At 34.8% G+C, this 15,936-nt stretch carries 14 protein-coding genes, 1 tRNA gene and 5 pseudogenes; 9 read left to right on the forward strand and 11 right to left on the reverse strand.

The genetic code is table 11. The annotated features are described in order from the left end of the window. Nucleotides 1-22: 22 nt before the first annotated feature. The 5 genes and pseudogenes from HUB92_RS06015 to HUB92_RS06035 all read right to left on the reverse strand — a co-directional run bounded on the left by HUB92_RS06015 (nucleotide 23) and on the right by HUB92_RS06035 (nucleotide 4,833). A pseudogene (locus HUB92_RS06015) lies at nucleotides 23-1,166 on the reverse strand (transposase). Nucleotides 1,167-1,432: 266 nt separating this feature from the next. Next, nucleotides 1,433-1,777 (reverse strand): DMT family transporter, encoded by a 345-nt coding sequence (locus HUB92_RS06020; protein WP_006279756.1) that lies wholly within the window; start codon nucleotides 1,775-1,777, stop codon nucleotides 1,433-1,435. A 16-nt stretch (nucleotides 1,778-1,793) separates the two neighbouring features. After that, on the reverse strand, nucleotides 1,794-2,108 hold the full coding sequence (locus HUB92_RS06025) for a DMT family transporter (RefSeq protein WP_010082606.1): 315 nt from the start codon (nucleotides 2,106-2,108) through the stop codon (nucleotides 1,794-1,796). Nucleotides 2,109-2,207: 99 nt separating this feature from the next. Further along, nucleotides 2,208-3,314: a D-alanyl-D-alanine carboxypeptidase family protein gene (locus tag HUB92_RS06030; protein ID WP_010082605.1), complete on the reverse strand. Its 1,107-nt coding sequence runs from the start codon at nucleotides 3,312-3,314 to the stop codon at nucleotides 2,208-2,210. 752 nt (nucleotides 3,315-4,066) lie between these two features. Next, nucleotides 4,067-4,833 (reverse strand): IS5 family transposase gene (locus HUB92_RS06035; protein WP_410543339.1). Its coding sequence is split into 2 segments (ribosomal slippage): nucleotides 4,067-4,506 and nucleotides 4,506-4,833, totalling 768 coding nucleotides; the frame shifts between segments, so codons are not numbered across the junction. Here HUB92_RS06035 and HUB92_RS06040 point away from each other — a divergent pair. Next, on the forward strand, nucleotides 4,808-4,960 hold the full coding sequence (locus HUB92_RS06040; protein ID WP_209472706.1) for a hypothetical protein: 153 nt from the start codon (nucleotides 4,808-4,810) through the stop codon (nucleotides 4,958-4,960). The two genes, HUB92_RS06035 and HUB92_RS06040, sit on opposite strands and share 26 nt — an antisense overlap. A gap of 181 nt (nucleotides 4,961-5,141) precedes the next feature. Here HUB92_RS06040 and HUB92_RS06045 read toward each other — a convergent pair whose 3' ends face one another. From HUB92_RS06045 to HUB92_RS06060, 4 genes are all read right to left on the reverse strand, one after another. Next, entirely contained in the window at nucleotides 5,142-5,900 is a 759-nt protein-coding gene (locus tag HUB92_RS06045; protein ID WP_209472708.1) for a cell division protein FtsQ/DivIB, read from the reverse strand. Continuing rightward, nucleotides 5,881-6,834, reverse strand: a complete 954-nt coding sequence (locus tag HUB92_RS06050) for a D-alanine--D-alanine ligase (protein ID WP_209472710.1) — start codon at nucleotides 6,832-6,834, stop codon at nucleotides 5,881-5,883. The genes HUB92_RS06045 and HUB92_RS06050 overlap by 20 nt, the downstream gene beginning before the upstream one ends. A gap of 88 nt (nucleotides 6,835-6,922) precedes the next feature. After that, nucleotides 6,923-7,708 (reverse strand): hypothetical protein, encoded by a 786-nt coding sequence (locus HUB92_RS06055; RefSeq protein ID WP_209472712.1) that lies wholly within the window; start codon nucleotides 7,706-7,708, stop codon nucleotides 6,923-6,925. Nucleotides 7,709-7,901: 193 nt separating this feature from the next. Further along, nucleotides 7,902-8,276: a ferredoxin family protein gene (locus HUB92_RS06060; protein WP_077188509.1), complete on the reverse strand. Its 375-nt coding sequence runs from the start codon at nucleotides 8,274-8,276 to the stop codon at nucleotides 7,902-7,904. 61 nt (nucleotides 8,277-8,337) lie between these two features. Between HUB92_RS06060 and HUB92_RS06065 the strand changes: the two are divergent. The 3 genes and pseudogenes from HUB92_RS06065 to HUB92_RS06075 all read left to right on the forward strand — a co-directional run. After that, nucleotides 8,338-9,021, forward strand: a pseudogene (locus HUB92_RS06065) (DNA-processing protein DprA); the annotation flags it as partial. Nucleotides 9,022-9,058: 37 nt separating this feature from the next. Further along, nucleotides 9,059-9,885, forward strand: a protein-coding gene (locus tag HUB92_RS06070; protein WP_209472530.1) for an IS5 family transposase whose coding sequence is annotated in 2 segments (ribosomal slippage) — nucleotides 9,059-9,446 and nucleotides 9,446-9,885 — 828 coding nt in all. Because the reading frame shifts where the segments join, the coding sequence is not laid out codon by codon here. Between the two features lie 16 nt (nucleotides 9,886-9,901). After that, a pseudogene (locus HUB92_RS06075) lies at nucleotides 9,902-10,330 on the forward strand (DNA-processing protein DprA); the annotation flags it as partial. A 221-nt stretch (nucleotides 10,331-10,551) separates the two neighbouring features. Here HUB92_RS06075 and HUB92_RS06080 read toward each other — a convergent pair. Then, nucleotides 10,552-11,280, reverse strand: a complete 729-nt coding sequence (locus tag HUB92_RS06080; RefSeq protein ID WP_209472714.1) for a triosephosphate isomerase — start codon at nucleotides 11,278-11,280, stop codon at nucleotides 10,552-10,554. A 24-nt stretch (nucleotides 11,281-11,304) separates the two neighbouring features. Beyond that, nucleotides 11,305-11,377 (reverse strand) — tRNA-Thr (locus tag HUB92_RS06085). Nucleotides 11,378-11,455: 78 nt separating this feature from the next. On the opposite strand from HUB92_RS06085, the gene rsmA reads away from it, so the two are divergent. From rsmA to HUB92_RS07310, 5 genes and pseudogenes are all read left to right on the forward strand, one after another. Beyond that, nucleotides 11,456-12,268: a 16S rRNA (adenine(1518)-N(6)/adenine(1519)-N(6))-dimethyltransferase RsmA gene (gene rsmA / locus HUB92_RS06090; protein WP_209472716.1), complete on the forward strand. Its 813-nt coding sequence runs from the start codon at nucleotides 11,456-11,458 to the stop codon at nucleotides 12,266-12,268. A gap of 116 nt (nucleotides 12,269-12,384) precedes the next feature. Then, nucleotides 12,385-13,878 (forward strand): IMP dehydrogenase, encoded by a 1,494-nt coding sequence (gene guaB / locus HUB92_RS06095; protein ID WP_065095043.1) that lies wholly within the window; start codon nucleotides 12,385-12,387, stop codon nucleotides 13,876-13,878. Nucleotides 13,879-13,941: 63 nt separating this feature from the next. Continuing rightward, nucleotides 13,942-14,443, forward strand: a pseudogene (locus HUB92_RS07305) (IS3 family transposase); the annotation flags it as partial. A 23-nt stretch (nucleotides 14,444-14,466) separates the two neighbouring features. Beyond that, nucleotides 14,467-15,233 (forward strand): IS5 family transposase gene (locus HUB92_RS06110; protein ID WP_410543339.1). Its coding sequence is split into 2 segments (ribosomal slippage): nucleotides 14,467-14,794 and nucleotides 14,794-15,233, totalling 768 coding nucleotides; the frame shifts between segments, so codons are not numbered across the junction. Between the two features lie 29 nt (nucleotides 15,234-15,262). After that, nucleotides 15,263-15,776 (forward strand): annotated as a pseudogene (locus HUB92_RS07310) (DDE-type integrase/transposase/recombinase); the annotation flags it as partial. Nucleotides 15,777-15,936: the final 160 nt, after the last annotated feature.

Genomic DNA, 15,936 nt, shown 5'->3' on the forward strand with positions numbered 1-15,936 from the left:
GGCGTCAACTTAAGAACTTTCATTAGCAAACTCTCCTAAAGACATGATGGCGTTTAGGCTTATCTACTTTATTGCGGCTGTCCCGGTCGGATTTTAACTTTAGCGCGTATACTTAAAAAGGGCTTGAAAGTTTTTTGGCGCAATAAGTACCTGATAGAGTTTCTGTCTCATTACACTAAATAAAACTGAAAAATTTAAACGATACTCAGTAATTTGATCTGGGTTCCAAGGCCCTTGTGCATCACATATATGAAGCGATAATATATTGCACATGACCAAGTTTGCCCAAAATTCTTGTAATACAGCCTCTCCAGAAAAATTCTCTAACTCTTCTCCTACTTTGAGTCGTTTATAGCACTCCTCTATGTGCCACCTTAACACATAAGCTTTGCTCCAAAGTCTCGGTCAAAAACTCTGTTTCTCAGTTGGCTAATGTCAGCACTATAACTCTTACTTTCTGTCCTTTCATTTTATTTTTTAGCTTTTCATTTTCTAATATAAAATCAAAATCTAATTCGCCAGCGTTCCCATAGCTTACTATAATTTCTTTTTTGCAAGCGAAAAATAAAATCTACTTCCAAATTATAATGCTGCTGAATGAATTTTACTGAAGACGATCATAGATAAATAATAATTTCTCTTGATTTAATAAACGCATTTGAGTGATAACTTCGGGTAATTGCTCTGCCGCCAACGTTTGTTCACCTATATTCCAAGCTGCAAGACGAGCACTGCAAATCAATGAAGTACACAAATCAACAAACAAATTGCCAATGGTGCCTGTTGTTCCATTTGGTTCAAACTCGGATACAATTTCCCCAGAGCTGGGTAATCTCATACCAGAACCATCTGCTGCAATAAGTCTATAGCCTCTCCAACTCAGGTTCATCCTGATAGGCTGTTTGGATGCTTAGATTCTTGAAAGCCTGTATGGCAAATCTTATACCTTGCTTTAGAAAAAGCTTGCTTTGAGGGTACATGTCAATGGCTCCATAAGTTCACATTCTATTCCCAAACTTTTTTTAACTAACTTTAAAATCATAGAAAATACTGTCGAAAAAGGAAGTTTTCTTGTTCGTGTAAAACTCAACACAATGGATTTTCTGAAAAGTTTTCGAGTATATTATATTTTTAATTTGTAGAATAAGGTTTTTTCCTTTTTGCATATTTCACCTAAAAAGGACACATTTTAGACTTCTTTGTTGAAATAAAACAGAAACAAAAGTGCTGTCCCTTGCACTCTTTGGATAATTTAATGATAAAAAATTTGGAGAGAAATTTTATACACAATCTCTGACATTTTTCCTTAAGTTGACGCCATTGTGTGAACGGTTACGGTTTCCCGTCTTCACCATGCTATATAGAAAAAAGTCTGGATTCCAATTTGCATGACAATATGGAGTATCTGCTTCTTTCATCCCAGTGGGATCTTTTATTCCATTTTATCAACAGTTTGTTTTGCAGTATCAAACAATTTTAATCCTATAATCCCGAATGTAACTAAAATAAAGCATATTACTTCGAATAAATTAACTGGTTCATCAAATAGGTAAACTCCAAGTATCGAAGCTCCTATAGCGCCCACTCCAGTCCAAATTGCATAGCATACTCCGATAGGTATAGAACGTGTAGCGAGCGAAAGTAAATATGTACTAAGAGCCATGGAGAGTATGCTAATTATTGATGGTACGAGATGAGTAAATCCATAACTATGCTTAAGTGTTATGACCCAGAACACTTCAATTAGTGACGATAAGAGTAAATATATCCAATTCATGCATAAATTTTTAGGTTTAAATAGAGAGCTTTAGCCCTATGCTTCCTATTACAATTAAAACGATACATAAAACTTGAGATAAATTAATATTCTCTGTGAAAGTGGTTGCACCAATTATAGTTATTCCAATTGTGCATATTCCAGAGGAAACTGCATAGCATACCCTAATAGGTAGAAAGCATGCTGCAAGAGATAAAAAGTAAATGCTAATGATCATAATTACCAATGTTGCAATCGAAGGCACAACTTTAGTAAAACTGTTACTAAACTTTAGCGTTACAGCCCACAGTATCTCTAGGATACTAGACAGCAACAAATACAACCAGCACATTTTCGTAACATTTCAATCTTGTATTGTAACAGAAATTGTTAGTTAAAACTACACTAAAGTGCAATAGATCTCTCTTTCGGAATTGCTTTAATATCAAACTTAAAACAACATCCTAAAAAACTTTTCTACGAAATTCAATTCCTGCACGTCATTTGCTGCATAAAGTGGTGTAGTTTGTTGCTCAATACCTGGTATTTCTACAAAAACTTTGCCCACTTCTTGACCTTTTTTAATGGGTGCAGGTATCATATCTTTATATTCAATACGCACCTTAATTTGGTCATGCAATTTGCGGTTGTAAGTTATGGTAACATCGTTTGCAACTGTAATAGGCACTTTTCTATCTTTTCCATAGAGAACATTTACTTCCTCAACTACGCTGTCTTTAACGAATATTTTCTTAGTGTTAAAATGATTTAAGGAGTATTGTATCAATCTTTTTGCTTCTTCTATTCGCTCTTTCTCAGTGTTTAAACCATTTACGACAGCAAAAATTCTCCTATCATTTCGTTTTGCAGATGCTACAATGCCGTAACCACCAGCATTTGTATAACCGGTTTTTAAGCCATCAACCCCAATATCGTGAAAAAGTAGAAGATTTTTATTCTTTTGTACAATTTCATTATATGTCAAATATTGTTCGGAAAATAAATCATAATATTCAGGAAAATCGGTGAAAATCCTTTTTGCCAGCATTACCAAGTCTTTTGCGTTCATAAAATGATCTTCATCTGGCCACCCGCTTGAGTTGACAAAATGACTGTCATTCAGATTCAAATTTTGTGCAACTTCATTCATTTCAGCCACAAAATTCTCTTCTGATCCTGCAATGCCCTCGGCTAGTGTTATGCAGGCATCATTGCCTGAGACTATTGTAATTCCTTCAAGTAATTCCCTCACCGTAACGGATTGACCTTCTTTCAAAAACATAGAAGAGCCTCTCCTTTCCCACGCTTTTCTACTTACTCGAAATTTATCCTCCATGTGTATTATTCCGGCTTTTAGATAATCGAAGGCTATATATAAAGTCATTAGCTTGCTCATTGAAGATGGGGCCATTTTTTCATCAGAATTATGGTCAAAAATGAATGAGTCTGAAGCTAAATCTAAGACTACTGCTTGCTTTGCTTTGGTTCTAAACTGGTATGAGTATGAAGAAAAAGGAAGTATAAAAACTAATAGCAAAATTACCAATCTGCTTAACATATCTATAATTTTAAATTTATAGTGTACTAATTAATAGTATAATTTTACAGGGGCATTTCAATAGATCTCTTGCATAAAAATTCCTTGACAAACCTCGCCAGCCCCCTTATCATGAAACTGAAGCTATTTATTTATCTTCTCTGTACAGATTAAATGACAAAAAAACTCACGTATCTGGCGTCTCATGTTTAATTTTTTGCACTATGTGCACCTTATGTCTTTATAAAATTCTAGGTTTTTACCTAATATAAGCTAAAATGCGCTTATAAAGCATTTAAAACATAAAAAAACGCCAACTTAAAAAATGGATAGTGAATAACTAGCTACCCTAGGGTTTCTTTTGCCTTTTTTTCTGTTTAGTAAATTTCTTAAACATTTATGACTAAAGGTTAGTTGCATTAAAAAGCAGCTAAATCGCGGTTATTAAGCGTTTAGAATAAAAAAACGCCATACTTGAAAGTATAATGTAAGTAATTAGCCAACCACGGGGCTTCTTTTGCCTTTTTTTTCGTTTGGTAAATTTCTTAAATATTTATAGCTAAACGACAACCGTCATCCCGCTACGTGTTAGCGGGATCTCTTGTTAGCGGCTGAGATACCGCGAATGAATCGCGGTATGACGGTTCGTGACGGTATGACGGTTCGCGGTGACATGACGATAACCTCGTCATCCCGCTACGTGTTAGCGGGATCTATGTTAAGGTATGGCGGTTAAATAAGGGATCTATGTTAAGAACCTGTCTTGAAAGGAACTAAGCAGCTAATTTAGCAAGCATAATAGTAATCATATTAAAGGAGATATTAGTTTTTGAAGTAAGAGGAGAATGCTCATAATCCTTGCTCATACGTCTAAAATTGGAAAGCCAAGCAAAAGTTCTTTCAACAATCCACCGTTTAGGAATAACTTGAAATCCTACAGCATCAGCTGCTTTTTTAGTAATCGTCAATAAACATCCTGTTTTCAATAAACAGTAATTTTGCAATTTACCAATATATCCCTGATCAGCGAGAAACCTTTGTAGCGTTGAAGCTTTTCGTTTAGCTTGAGTAAAAAGATTTAGAGCACCATCACGATCTTGAATGCCTGCACTATGAACATCAGCTGTAATAATTAGGCCTATTGTATCCACAATGATGTGACGTTTTCTACCCTTTATTTTCTTGCCAGCATCATATCCTCTGGATCCCCTTTTTGAGTGGTTTTCACTGATTGACTGTCAATTATTCCTACCGAAGGTATTTCATTTTTGCCAACCATTTTTCTTACCTTTTTTACTAACATATCGTGTATTTCTTCCAATTTGCCACTATTACGCCACCTGAGAAAATAATCATACACCGTTTTCCATGGCGGAAAATCTTTTGGCAGCATTCTCCACTGGCAACCACCTTTCATTATGTATCTTATTGCATTAATAATTGTTCTAATATTGTGCTTTCTTGGCCGTCCTACTGCACCTTGTGCAACACTTGGCTCCAAAATTTCCCATTCTTTGTCACTTATATCACTTGGATACATTTTTACCTACTATTTTTTACTTATCTCATCATATTCTCTTTCTCATTTCTTTTCAAGACAGGCTCTAAGAGATACCGCGAATGAATCGCGGTATGACGGTTCGTGGCGATATGACGGTTCGCGGTGACATGACGATAACCTCGTCATCCCGCTACGTGTTAGCGGGATCTATGTTAAGGTATGGCGGTTAAATAAGGGATCTATGTTAAGAGATACCGCGAATGAATCGCGGTATGACGGTTCGCGGCGGGATTCCAGTGTCTGGGCACTGGGATGACAGGAAAAGGGGCTACTTGGATTACAGCAGATCACCTCTTCACAAAAATTTTATCAGTAATACGCATATCAATAATACTCCAATCGCTGAAAGTAAAATCAGTTGTATTGTGTAAGTGGTTTAAATAGTCCCATGCACTATAAGGGTTATCTTCAGGCAGTTTTACTGTGGAATCGTTATCAAGTATGATATTCCATCTTCTATTCCCTATATAAGCAAAAGAAGAAATGTGGTCACTTAATTGAGTTTTACTCTCTAACACATCTCTAACAAATTCTAGGTTTGATAATGAGTTTTGTCCTGTAATTACAACAAGATCATCTATTAAATAGTCATCTACGATCACTTTACCTTCAAAATCAATTACCGAGGTTTTGTTATTATCTTTCCAGAGAGCAAACGGTTTATGCTCATCTATATTAATGTGTAGAGTATTGGGCAAAATTCTGTGAACTCTTACGTGTTTTATCCATCTGCTTACGGATTGTATGTTACCGGCAAGTTTTGAAAGTGATATATACAGGATAGGTTGCGTTCTATCTGTCAAACTTAGAATATCCTTTTTGTTTGTAAATTTATTGCCGCTCACGACTACTTCGTCGATTGAAAATCCACTACTGAGTAATAAACTAGATAGGCAGTCATTATACCAAGTAAAGTAGTAATTAAATCGATTTATTATTTTATCAAGTGAGCTGTAAAGTATTAGCGTAAGAAAAAGTGCTGTGATAATAACCAAGGCACACTTACGCAAAAAACTCCTTTGGCTTCTAGTAATACTGCTCAACATGACTTAAATCCCTAATATTTTTGTGCTGCAAACTATCTTCAATAATAATTTTAACTAATTCATTAAAATTGATTCCTTTTGCCAATTTTGCAATTTCTGGCACTAACGATAACTCAGTAAAGCCAGGATGTGTATTAATCTCAAGCATTTTTAAAGTGTTATTTTGGGGATTATAACGGAAATCTGAGCGGGAAATAGTTTTGCATCCTAAAAATTGATGAACTTTCAGTGCGTGTTCCAAGGTCATTTTATATATATTGTTAGGAATTTCAGCAGGAAATATATGTTCTGTAAATCCATCTGTATACTTTGCTTCATAATCATAGAATTTATTTTTTGGTCGTACTTCTATAGTGCCAATTGCTTCATCCAGCAATACAGCAGTATGTAACTCTATGCCCGGTATGTATTCTTCTACGATCATCTTTTCCATTATAGTAGAACTATTATCTTTCAGTTCTAAGTAATCCTCGTGCGAGAAAATTATGTACACTCCAATACTTGAACCTTCATTAATTGGTTTTAAGACGTACGGATAATCAATTTTAATATTATTTTTTAGTAGATCTTCTCGGCTAATTACATAACCTTTTGGAGTGTCGATACTAAGGGACCGAAATATATGCTTTGACATCACTTTATTCATAGCAACAGCAGAAGCCATAACTCCTGAGTGTGTATATTTTATACCTAAAATCTCCAATAAACCTTGAATGCAGCCATCTTCACCATAAGGTCCATGCAGAGCGATAAAAGCAAGGCCCGAATTAATTTTTCTAAGCTTTTCAGCAATGTTGCTGTCAACATCTATTTCTATTGCATTATATGAAAGGCTATCGAGCGCCTTCTTTACTGCTTTTCCGCTCATAAGCGATATTTCTCTCTCACAAGAAAACCCACCACTTAAAATTGCTATAGTTGGAACCATAAGCATTCTATGTTTTACTATATAGCATATATAATGGTTACATTAAGCTTATTAAATACCTACTTTGGCTAACTATAAGACCTTCTTACTTTCTTCAAGCACTTTTTTTATCCACTTCAAATAGCGTGCTCGGCAACGGTAGTGGCGTGTTTGCTGCACCTTTATACTGTTCACAGATAAGCTTTTCTAAATCCTCAGCAGATTGTTCTTTTGCTTCTTCTTTTTTCACTACTCCACTAGTTACTAAATCAATTAAGGCTGTAGTGTATATTATCATTCGATTATTTAGCTCAAATATCTTTTTTGTATCAAGTGAGGGGTTTCTAATTAAGGCAGATAGTGCATGCATATATTTGTCTATATCAGAAAGACTTTTGTTTGTATCATAGTTGCTAGCTAATATATATTCCTTCAAACGCTCAATTTCTTCTGGAGTAAACTTGTAAACTTCATCAAGTTTCCTTATTAAAGATATAGTAAGTATTCTACTTAAAACTCTCAATTCTCTAATAAATTGTATTCCTTCTCCTTCAGGATAAGACATTTCTTCTTTTTTATATTTCTTAAATAATTCTTGATCATAAGACTTTCTGAAATCTGACATCATTGCTAATGCTAACTCTTGTGAACCTAGCTTAAAAACTTCGTTGAAGCTGTTTGCGTTGGCATCTTGTGCACCGCCTGCAGTAATTCCACAACTATAAGAAATCTTTTCAGATAAGCTATGATACTCTTTTATCATCTCTTTCAGCAATATTTTAATATCATCTTCGGTTAACTCTACTGTTGATAATAGATCACATGTTTTTTCAAGATCACCATTCACTTGAAAAAGTAACCCTTCAATCTTTTTAATGGTTTCTCTTTTATTTATACTCATAACTTACCCCCAAGATTTAATGCTAACAGCTAGTTTTATAATCAAATATTTCAAAAGTCAATAAGCCTTTTTCCTTAATCCTTAAGTTAATCGATACTAATTTATCAGCATAACAACTTAGATAACGCAACTATTTTCAGCAACCAAAAACAACAACCCTGAAATACAAAAAGTTTCTTTTCCTTCAGTAGCATTATTCTAAATTTTCATCAAAATAAGCTGTTTTATCCTTTTTTTCCTTATACTCTTCTGCGGTATAGAGGGGTTGCTTCTTAGCTGTGATATTTGGCCATTTTTGTGAGTATTCTACGTTTATGTTGTAAAATGATTTGAAGATTTTTTGTTCACTGTTCAGTAACTCTTCATCTAGTTCTAAAATATCTTTTATGGAATCATCAGTTACAATTGCATCTACTGGACACTCAGGTATGCACACTCCGCAATCAATACATTCATCTGGGTTAATCACGAGCATGTTTTTACCTTCATAGAAGCAGTCAACGGGACATACTTCCACACAGTCCGTATATTTACATTTTATGCATTTATCTGTAACAAAATGCGTCATAAAACACTGTATATTTGTATTATCTTGGGTACACTAAATTGATAAGAAATTCAAGCCTTTTATGAAGATAAATAAATTGAACAACGAAGAATTAGAAGTATGGTTAAGCTTGGCTAGAACTATAGGACCAATAAAGTTTTTTAGTATACTAAGAACACATGGATCGCTAGATGAGGTGTTGAAATATCTCAATAAGGTGGCTAATAATAAGGTGTATGGCATTCAAGATGCACGAGAAGAAATCAATAATGCAGAAAGAATTGGAGCTAAAATTATACCCGCATGTGACCCAGATTACCCTGATCTTTTAAGAAATATCTCTAGTTGTCCTCCTGTAATAACTGCGTTTGGTGATATATCATTATTAAGCCGTGAGATAATTGCAATAATCGGTGGGCGTAACTCTTCGATGAATGGAAGAAATTTTGCCAATAAGTTGGCACTTGATTTAAGCGAAGCTGGTTTTGTTATTGTTTCTGGACTTGCAAAAGGAATCGATACTGCGGCAAACAGTGTAATATACAAAGATCATCCCACTATTGCTGTTACAGCAAGTGGAATTGATGTGGTGTACCCAAAAGAGAATTTTGATCTATACAAAAAAATCACCGAGAATGGCGGATTAATAGTTACTGAGCTTCCATTTGCTACTAAACCAAAGCCTCAGTATTTTCCTCAAAGGAATCGAATTATATCTGGTCTATCGCTGGGTGTTGCAGTGATTAGACTTCTTTCGAAACTAGGATAAAGTAGTAAAAATAGTAATTTTGAGGTAAGGAGAAATGAAGTATGAAATAGTGAAAGAGCTCGATAAAGGGGAGTTTCGTCGACTAACAGGAGTAAAGAGATCAACATTTAACAAAATGGTAGGGATTTTATGTGAAGAGAATAAAAAAAAGAAAGCCAAAGGAGGAAGGAAAAATAAGCTAAACGAGGAGAATATGCTGCTCATGGTATTAGAATACTTACGAGAATACCGTACATATTTTCACATAAGTCAAAGTTATGGAGTAAGTGAAAGTACGGCATATAAAACTGTAAAATGGGTAGAGGATACTCTAATACAACACCCAGATTTCGCATTGCCAGGACGGAAAGAACTCCTAAAAAGCGACGTGGAATATAAGATTCTGGTGATTGATGCAACGGAAACACCTGTAGAGAGACCAAAAAAAAGCAGAAAAGATTTTATTCAGGAAAGAAGAAAAAACATACGCTAAAAACCCAAATAATTGCAGAAAAGAAGAGCAAGAAAATTATTTGTACGTCATTTTCAAACGGGAGAAAGCATGACTTTCGGCTTTTCAAGGAGTCAAAAGTGCATGTATCAGAAGGTATAAAAGTTTTAGCCGATGCTGGCTATAGAGGTTTTCAGAAAATTCACAAAAATGTCGAGTTGCCACACAGAAGGATGAAAAAGAGTCCCTTAATTAAGGAAAAAAAGGTAGAAAATCGGGAGCTAGCAAGCAAAAGAGTAGTAGTTGAGAATGTAATTGGTCTGTTAAAAAGATTCAAAATTATTGCAGACAGATACCGCAATCGGAGAAAACGTTTTGGCTTAAGATTCAATTTTATAGCAGGAATTCACAATTTTGAGCTGTCTATATGAGTTTCGAAAGAGGTCTATTGAAGCATCGAAACGTTCTGGCTCTCTAATAACAGCAGATTTTGCTTTAAATCAAGGGAGAGAGGTGTTTGCAGTTTCTGGTTTCCCTTTAGATTCACGCTGTAGTGGTAGTAATTATTTAATTAAAAACGGTGCTAAGCTTATCGAATCCGCTGATGACATAATAGAGAGTATTAGGTTTAGTTTACCTCCGCAGCAAAAAAACCTATTTGATGTTGAGCACCATTTTGTTAACCAAAAACAAGAAAAATTACAACAGGCAAAATCTGTTATAGTTAATCATATTAACTCTGTACCTGTTGATATAGATGAACTTATATTAGCAAGCGGACTTTCTACCAACATAGCTCTAATGGCTCTTTTAGAACTAGAGTTGGAAAACAAAATAGAGCGTTCACCGGGGAATAAAATATCGTTAATTTTCTAGATTACTTTAGCTATGTCGTTTTACTAGATGTTCGTACAGATATAGCTAAAGTGGCTTAGGTTTACCTACAATTTGAAAAACAACAAATTCGTCATTCCGCTACTCGTTAGCGGAATCTATGCTGAGATACCGCGAATGAATCGCGGTATGACGTAGGGAAATCTTTCTTGGGTTAGCTATATATGCTTGACACTGAAATGATGACATTTATCATAGGATTCTTAGTTGCTGATTTTAGAATTGATAAGAGAAAACTTTTTTTCAACTTGTTGTATAATTTTATAAAAGTGATCGAAATCTAAGCTTGCACTGCCAATTAAAACTCCTGATAAATTTGAAATATTTAACAAATTTTCTATATTTTCTGAACTAACTGAACCACCATATATAATGTGTTTTTTACTAGTACACAATTTTATTACCTCTATCACCTCAGTAATTGCATCATTATTTGGCACATGACCTGTGCCTATTGCCCATATTGGCTCATATGCTACGGTATATTCACCGTGTGTTGGCAAGCGGTTTTTACATTGATATTCTATTACTTCTTTTGTTTTTTCATTCTTATAATCTTCTGAATTTTCACCTACACAGATAATTGGGTGTAAGCCTGATTCTATTGCTATTTCCGACTTAAGTTTTATTTCACTATCTTTTTCATTAGCCCTTTCAGAATGCCCAAGTATTACGTAAGTACACCCTAGTTCTTTTAACATTTCTGCGCTAATTTCACCTGTGTAAGAACCGAACTTTTTATGATGGCAATTCTGTGCTCCTATATTAATATTATTGTTCAACTCTATACTGCTTGGAAATGACGTAAAAGGAGGGCAAATCACTAGCTTAGAGGTAATTTCGTTGCTCTTGTTGTTAAGTTTGCCTATAAAGTCAACAAATGAAGAACGCATTCCATTCATTTTCCAATTTGCTACTATTAAAAAGGACATCAACTTTACTTATATGGGCGAGAGTGCCGGCTGTCGGACTTGAACTGACAACCTACTGATTACAAGTCAGTTGCTCTACCAATTGAGCTAAGCCGGCGTTAAACACATTAATAATATACAATTATCAATGAATTTTCGTCAACTAATTTTTAAAATACTGTATAATGAAAATAATATGAAAAAATTTTTACTGAAGCCAAAAAAGAGTCTAGGGCAAAATTTTATTTTATCGAGTGAGATAACAAAAAAAATCGTCGCTTTAGCTGGTAGTCTGGAAAATTTTAATGTCATTGAAATTGGTCCTGGATATGGTGCATTAACAAGAGAAATATTGGTGCATAATCCAAAGTCTCTACTTTCTATAGAAAAAGATAGAGATTTAGTAAAACACCATGACCAACTGCTAAATGAGCATCAAGGAAAGTATAGAATTATAGAAGCGGATGCACTGCATGTTACAGAAGAAGAGCTGATAGAGCGCCCAGTTAAAGTTATTGCTAACTTGCCTTACAATATCTCGGTAGTGTTATTTTTAAAGTGGTTAAATAATATAAAATTTTTTACGAACTTGACATTAATGTTTCAAAAAGAGGTAGCAGATCGCATTACGGCAAGACCCAATTCTAAAGATTATGGTTCCTTATCAGTGCTAAGCCAGTTGCTATGTGATATAAAAAAGGAATTTGATATTGAACCTAAAGAGTTTTTTCCAAGACCAAAAATACATTCTTCAGTAATTACAGTAAATCCTTTGCCTACCCCAAAGTTTGCAGTAAATTTGGAAACCTTAACAAGATTAACACGTGTCGTTTTTTCTCAAAGAAGAAAGATGCTGAGAAATAGCTTGCAAAATATAACGAACCACGCTGAAACTGTCCTTGAAAACGCTAAATTGAGCGGAAACCAGCGTCCAGAAAACTTAACTATTGAGCAGTTTTGTTTGCTGGCAAATAATGTAGAATGCTTATTTTGCAATAAAATGTATTAGCAACCATATAGCTTTTCTATCTCCTAAAAACAGTTAGAGCTATACAATTAAAGGCTCCTAGCTAATTTTGCCTATTGCAATTTAATTAATTGGCGTATAAGCTTTAAATAAAGCCTATGAAAAAAATGGAAGCTTGTTATTCGTTTGACGATATACTTCTTTTGCCAGCCTATTCTAATATATTGCCTTGCGATGCAGATACAAAAACTTATTTAACAAATAGTATAGAACTAAATATCCCTCTCATATCCTCTGCAATGGATACTGTTACTGAATCGGGCTTTGCAATAGCTATTGCCCAACATGGAGGGATAGGTTGCATACATAAGAATTTATCAATAGATGAACAAGTTTTAGAAGTGAGAAGGGTGAAAAAATATGAAAGTTGGATCGTGTATAACCCAATTACGATTTCACCGGATAAAACAGTTGCGGAAGCAATTTCATTAATGAGAGAGCACAATTATTCTGGCATTCCTGTAGTCGATCAACGCAAGTTAGTTGGAATTTTAACTAACCGAGATGTGAGATTTATTGAAGACCAGAACATGAATGTAAAAGTTTCCGAAGTGATGACAAAAGATAAGTTAGTGACAGTGCGGGAGCAGGGAGTGAATAGTGCCTCAGCAATGAAATTGTTGCATGAAAATAGAATAGAAAAGCTTTTGGTCGTAGATGAAAATTCTTGTTGTATAGGTTTAATTACGGTTAAAGACATTGAAAAATACAATAGATACCCAAATTCATGTAAAGACAGTAAAGGGCGTCTCAGAGTTGCCGCTGCAATTGGCACTGGTAAAAAAGATGGTATAGACAGATGTGAAGCTTTGATCGGAGAAGAAGTTGATGTAGTTGTTGTGGATACTGCTCACGGTCATTCCGAAAACGTTATCAATACCATTAGGGAAATAAAAAAGATGTATCCTAATACGCAATTAATTGGCGGAAACATTGCAACAAAGGAGGCTGCTGAAGCGTTGATTGATGCGGGTGTTGATGCAGTGAAGGTTGGAATAGGACCAGGATCAATCTGTACAACCAGAATAGTTACAGGTGTTGGTGTGCCACAATTCTCTGCAATCAAGAATGTTGCAGAGGCGTGTAGAGCAAGAAACGTCAGACTAATTGCTGATGGTGGGGTAAAATACTCAGGAGATGTTGCAAAAGCTATTGCAGCTGGTGCTGACTCTGTGATGATTGGTTCGATTTTTGCTGGCACTGACGAAAGCCCAGGTGAGATTATTATGTATAAGGGCAGAGCATATAAAGGCTATCGAGGAATGGGATCTATTAGTGCAATGAAACGGGGTTCAGCTAGCCGTTATTTTCAAGATAAAGATTCAAAACTCAAATTAGTTCCACAAGGAGTGGAAGGAAGAGTTCCATTCAAAGGTCCAGCTTCAGGAGTAATCCATCAATTGATTGGCGGATTGCAAGCTGCAATGGGGTATACTGGTAATAGGAATATAGAAGAGATGAAAAAAAATTGTAAATTTGTTACTATTACTGCATCAGGATTAAGAGAGAGTCACGCTCATGATATAGTCATTACACAAGAAGCTCCAAATTATGCTTATCAAACGTCCAATTTGTCAACCGATTCGGAGTAGTCCAGAAAAAGTAGAGAGAAAGTTAAAACGTTTTTGGAGTAAAATAAAACGTTTTTTCAAAATATGACAAATAGAAGAGAATATACAGCAGAATTCAAATTAGAAGCTGTTAAGCTGGTTAAAGAAACAGGTCAAGCAAGTACAAAAATAGCAAAAGATCTAGGTATAGATGGCAGTATGTTAAGTAAGAAAATATAATGGAAAAATGTCTGGAGCATACGCATTTCCAGGCAAAGGCTCCTTATGACAAAGAAAGATTTGATCTAAAAAAAGAGCTAATAAGAGAAAGAGACATCTTAAAAAAAGCCCTGGGCAAAGAAAAAGAGTAAAGTATTCTTTTATATAGAAATTGCTATAAAACACAGGAACTATGTAGGGTTTTGTACTGGTGGTATGGGTTGCTAAGGAAAAAAGCAGTAAAGAATTAGCAAAAGAAGGGCTTCTAGCAGATATTCAAAAAATACATCAAGCTTCTAAATGCAGATATGGAGCCCCTAAAATTCACGCTGAATTAAAAGCTTTAGAGCCTGTCTTGAAAAGAAATGAGAAAGAGAATATGATGAGATAAGTAAAAAATAGTAGGTAAAAATGTATCCAAGTGATATAAGTGACAAAGAATGGGAAATTTTGGAGCCAAGTGTTGCACAAGGTGCAGTAGGACGGCCAAGAAAGCACAATATTAGAACAATTATTAATGCAATAAGATACATAATGAAAGGTGGTTGCCAGTGGAGAATGCTGCCAAAAGATTTTCCGCCATGGAAAACGGTGTATGATTATTTTCTCAGGTGGCGTAATAGTGGCAAATTGGAAGAAATACACGATATGTTAGTAAAAAAGGTAAGAAAAATGGTTGGCAAAAATGAAATACCTTCGGTAGGAATAATTGACAGTCAATCAGTGAAAACCACTCAAAAAGGGGATCCAGAGGATATGATGCTGGCAAGAAAATAAAGGGTAGAAAACGTCACATCATTGTGGATACAATAGGCCTAATTATTACAGCTGATGTTCATAGTGCAGGCATTCAAGATCGTGATGGTGCTCTAAATCTTTTTACTCAAGCTAAACGAAAAGCTTCAACGCTACAAAGGTTTCTCGCTGATCAGGGATATATTGGTAAATTGCAAAATTACTGTTTATTGAAAACAGGATGTTTATTGACGATTACTAAAAAAGCAGCTGATGCTGTAGGATTTCAAGTTATTCCTAAACGGTGGATTGTTGAAAGAACTTTTGCTTGGCTTTCCAATTTTAGACGTATGAGCAAGGATTATGAGCATTCTCCTCTTACTTCAAAAACTAATATCTCCTTTAATATGATTACTATTATGCTTGCTAAATTAGCTGCTTAGTTCCTTTCAAGACAGGTTCTTAGGCAAAAATTAAAACAGTACAAAGTGTTATGCAAGAAAATGGCATTAAAGCCAAGTTTAGACGAAGGTTCAAAAATAAAAAACAGCAAATAAGCAACCGAGTTGTGGCTCCGAACACATTGGATCAAAATTTTACTACTGATCAGCCAAATAAAGTTTGGGATTACCTACATAAAAACTAAAGAAGGTTGTTGGCGGCAATAATTGACCTATATTCACGCATGGTGGTTAATGAGTAACATGATAATTAGTTATAGATTCTTTATTGATGGCCGTTGATAAACGCAAACCCGATAAAAATCTGCTGTTACATAGCGATCAAGGGTCACAGTATACCTCTCAAAATTACCAATTTCTATTGAATACAAAAAACATCATTTCCAGCATGAGCCATAAGGGCTGTTGTTACGATAACTCTGTTGCAGAAAAGTTCACTTAAAAGGGAGCTGCTTATTGATACTTCTCGCTCAACAAACCAGAACTGCCATATTTGAATACATAGAAATCTTTTATAACAAATAACGTAGACATTCTACTATTAACTATTGCATTCCTGCACAATTTATTCTCATGATAAAAACGTCTTAACTTTCTCTCTACTTTTTCTGGGTAAGGTCAAATAGAGAATTTTACAAAAATCTATTTTTAACTTACAATCAATTATTACAATTTTAAACCTACA

This window comes from Wolbachia endosymbiont of Wiebesia pumilae (assembly GCF_017869285.1).
Taxonomy (GTDB): Bacteria; Pseudomonadota; Alphaproteobacteria; order Rickettsiales; family Anaplasmataceae; genus Wolbachia; species Wolbachia pipientis.

What these genes read in the sequence shown, in the direction of transcription:
- HUB92_RS06020 (WP_006279756.1), bottom strand. Translation starts at nt 1,777, where the DNA reads ATGAATTGGATATATTTACTCTTATCGTCACTAATTGAAGTGTTCTGG.
- HUB92_RS06025 (WP_010082606.1), bottom strand. Translation starts at nt 2,108, where the DNA reads ATGTGCTGGTTGTATTTGTTGCTGTCTAGTATCCTAGAGATACTGTGG.
- HUB92_RS06030 (WP_010082605.1), bottom strand. Translation starts at nt 3,314, where the DNA reads ATGTTAAGCAGATTGGTAATTTTGCTATTAGTTTTTATACTTCCTTTT.
- HUB92_RS06045 (WP_209472708.1), bottom strand. Translation starts at nt 5,900, where the DNA reads ATGTTGAGCAGTATTACTAGAAGCCAAAGGAGTTTTTTGCGTAAGTGT.
- HUB92_RS06050 (WP_209472710.1), bottom strand. Translation starts at nt 6,834, where the DNA reads ATGCTTATGGTTCCAACTATAGCAATTTTAAGTGGTGGGTTTTCTTGT.
- HUB92_RS06055 (WP_209472712.1), bottom strand. Translation starts at nt 7,708, where the DNA reads ATGAGTATAAATAAAAGAGAAACCATTAAAAAGATTGAAGGGTTACTT.
- HUB92_RS06060 (WP_077188509.1), bottom strand. Translation starts at nt 8,276, where the DNA reads ATGACGCATTTTGTTACAGATAAATGCATAAAATGTAAATATACGGAC.
- HUB92_RS06080 (WP_209472714.1), bottom strand. Translation starts at nt 11,280, where the DNA reads ATGTCCTTTTTAATAGTAGCAAATTGGAAAATGAATGGAATGCGTTCT.
- rsmA (WP_209472716.1), top strand. Translation starts at nt 11,456, where the DNA reads ATGAAAAAATTTTTACTGAAGCCAAAAAAGAGTCTAGGGCAAAATTTT.
- guaB (WP_065095043.1), top strand. Translation starts at nt 12,385, where the DNA reads ATGAAAAAAATGGAAGCTTGTTATTCGTTTGACGATATACTTCTTTTG.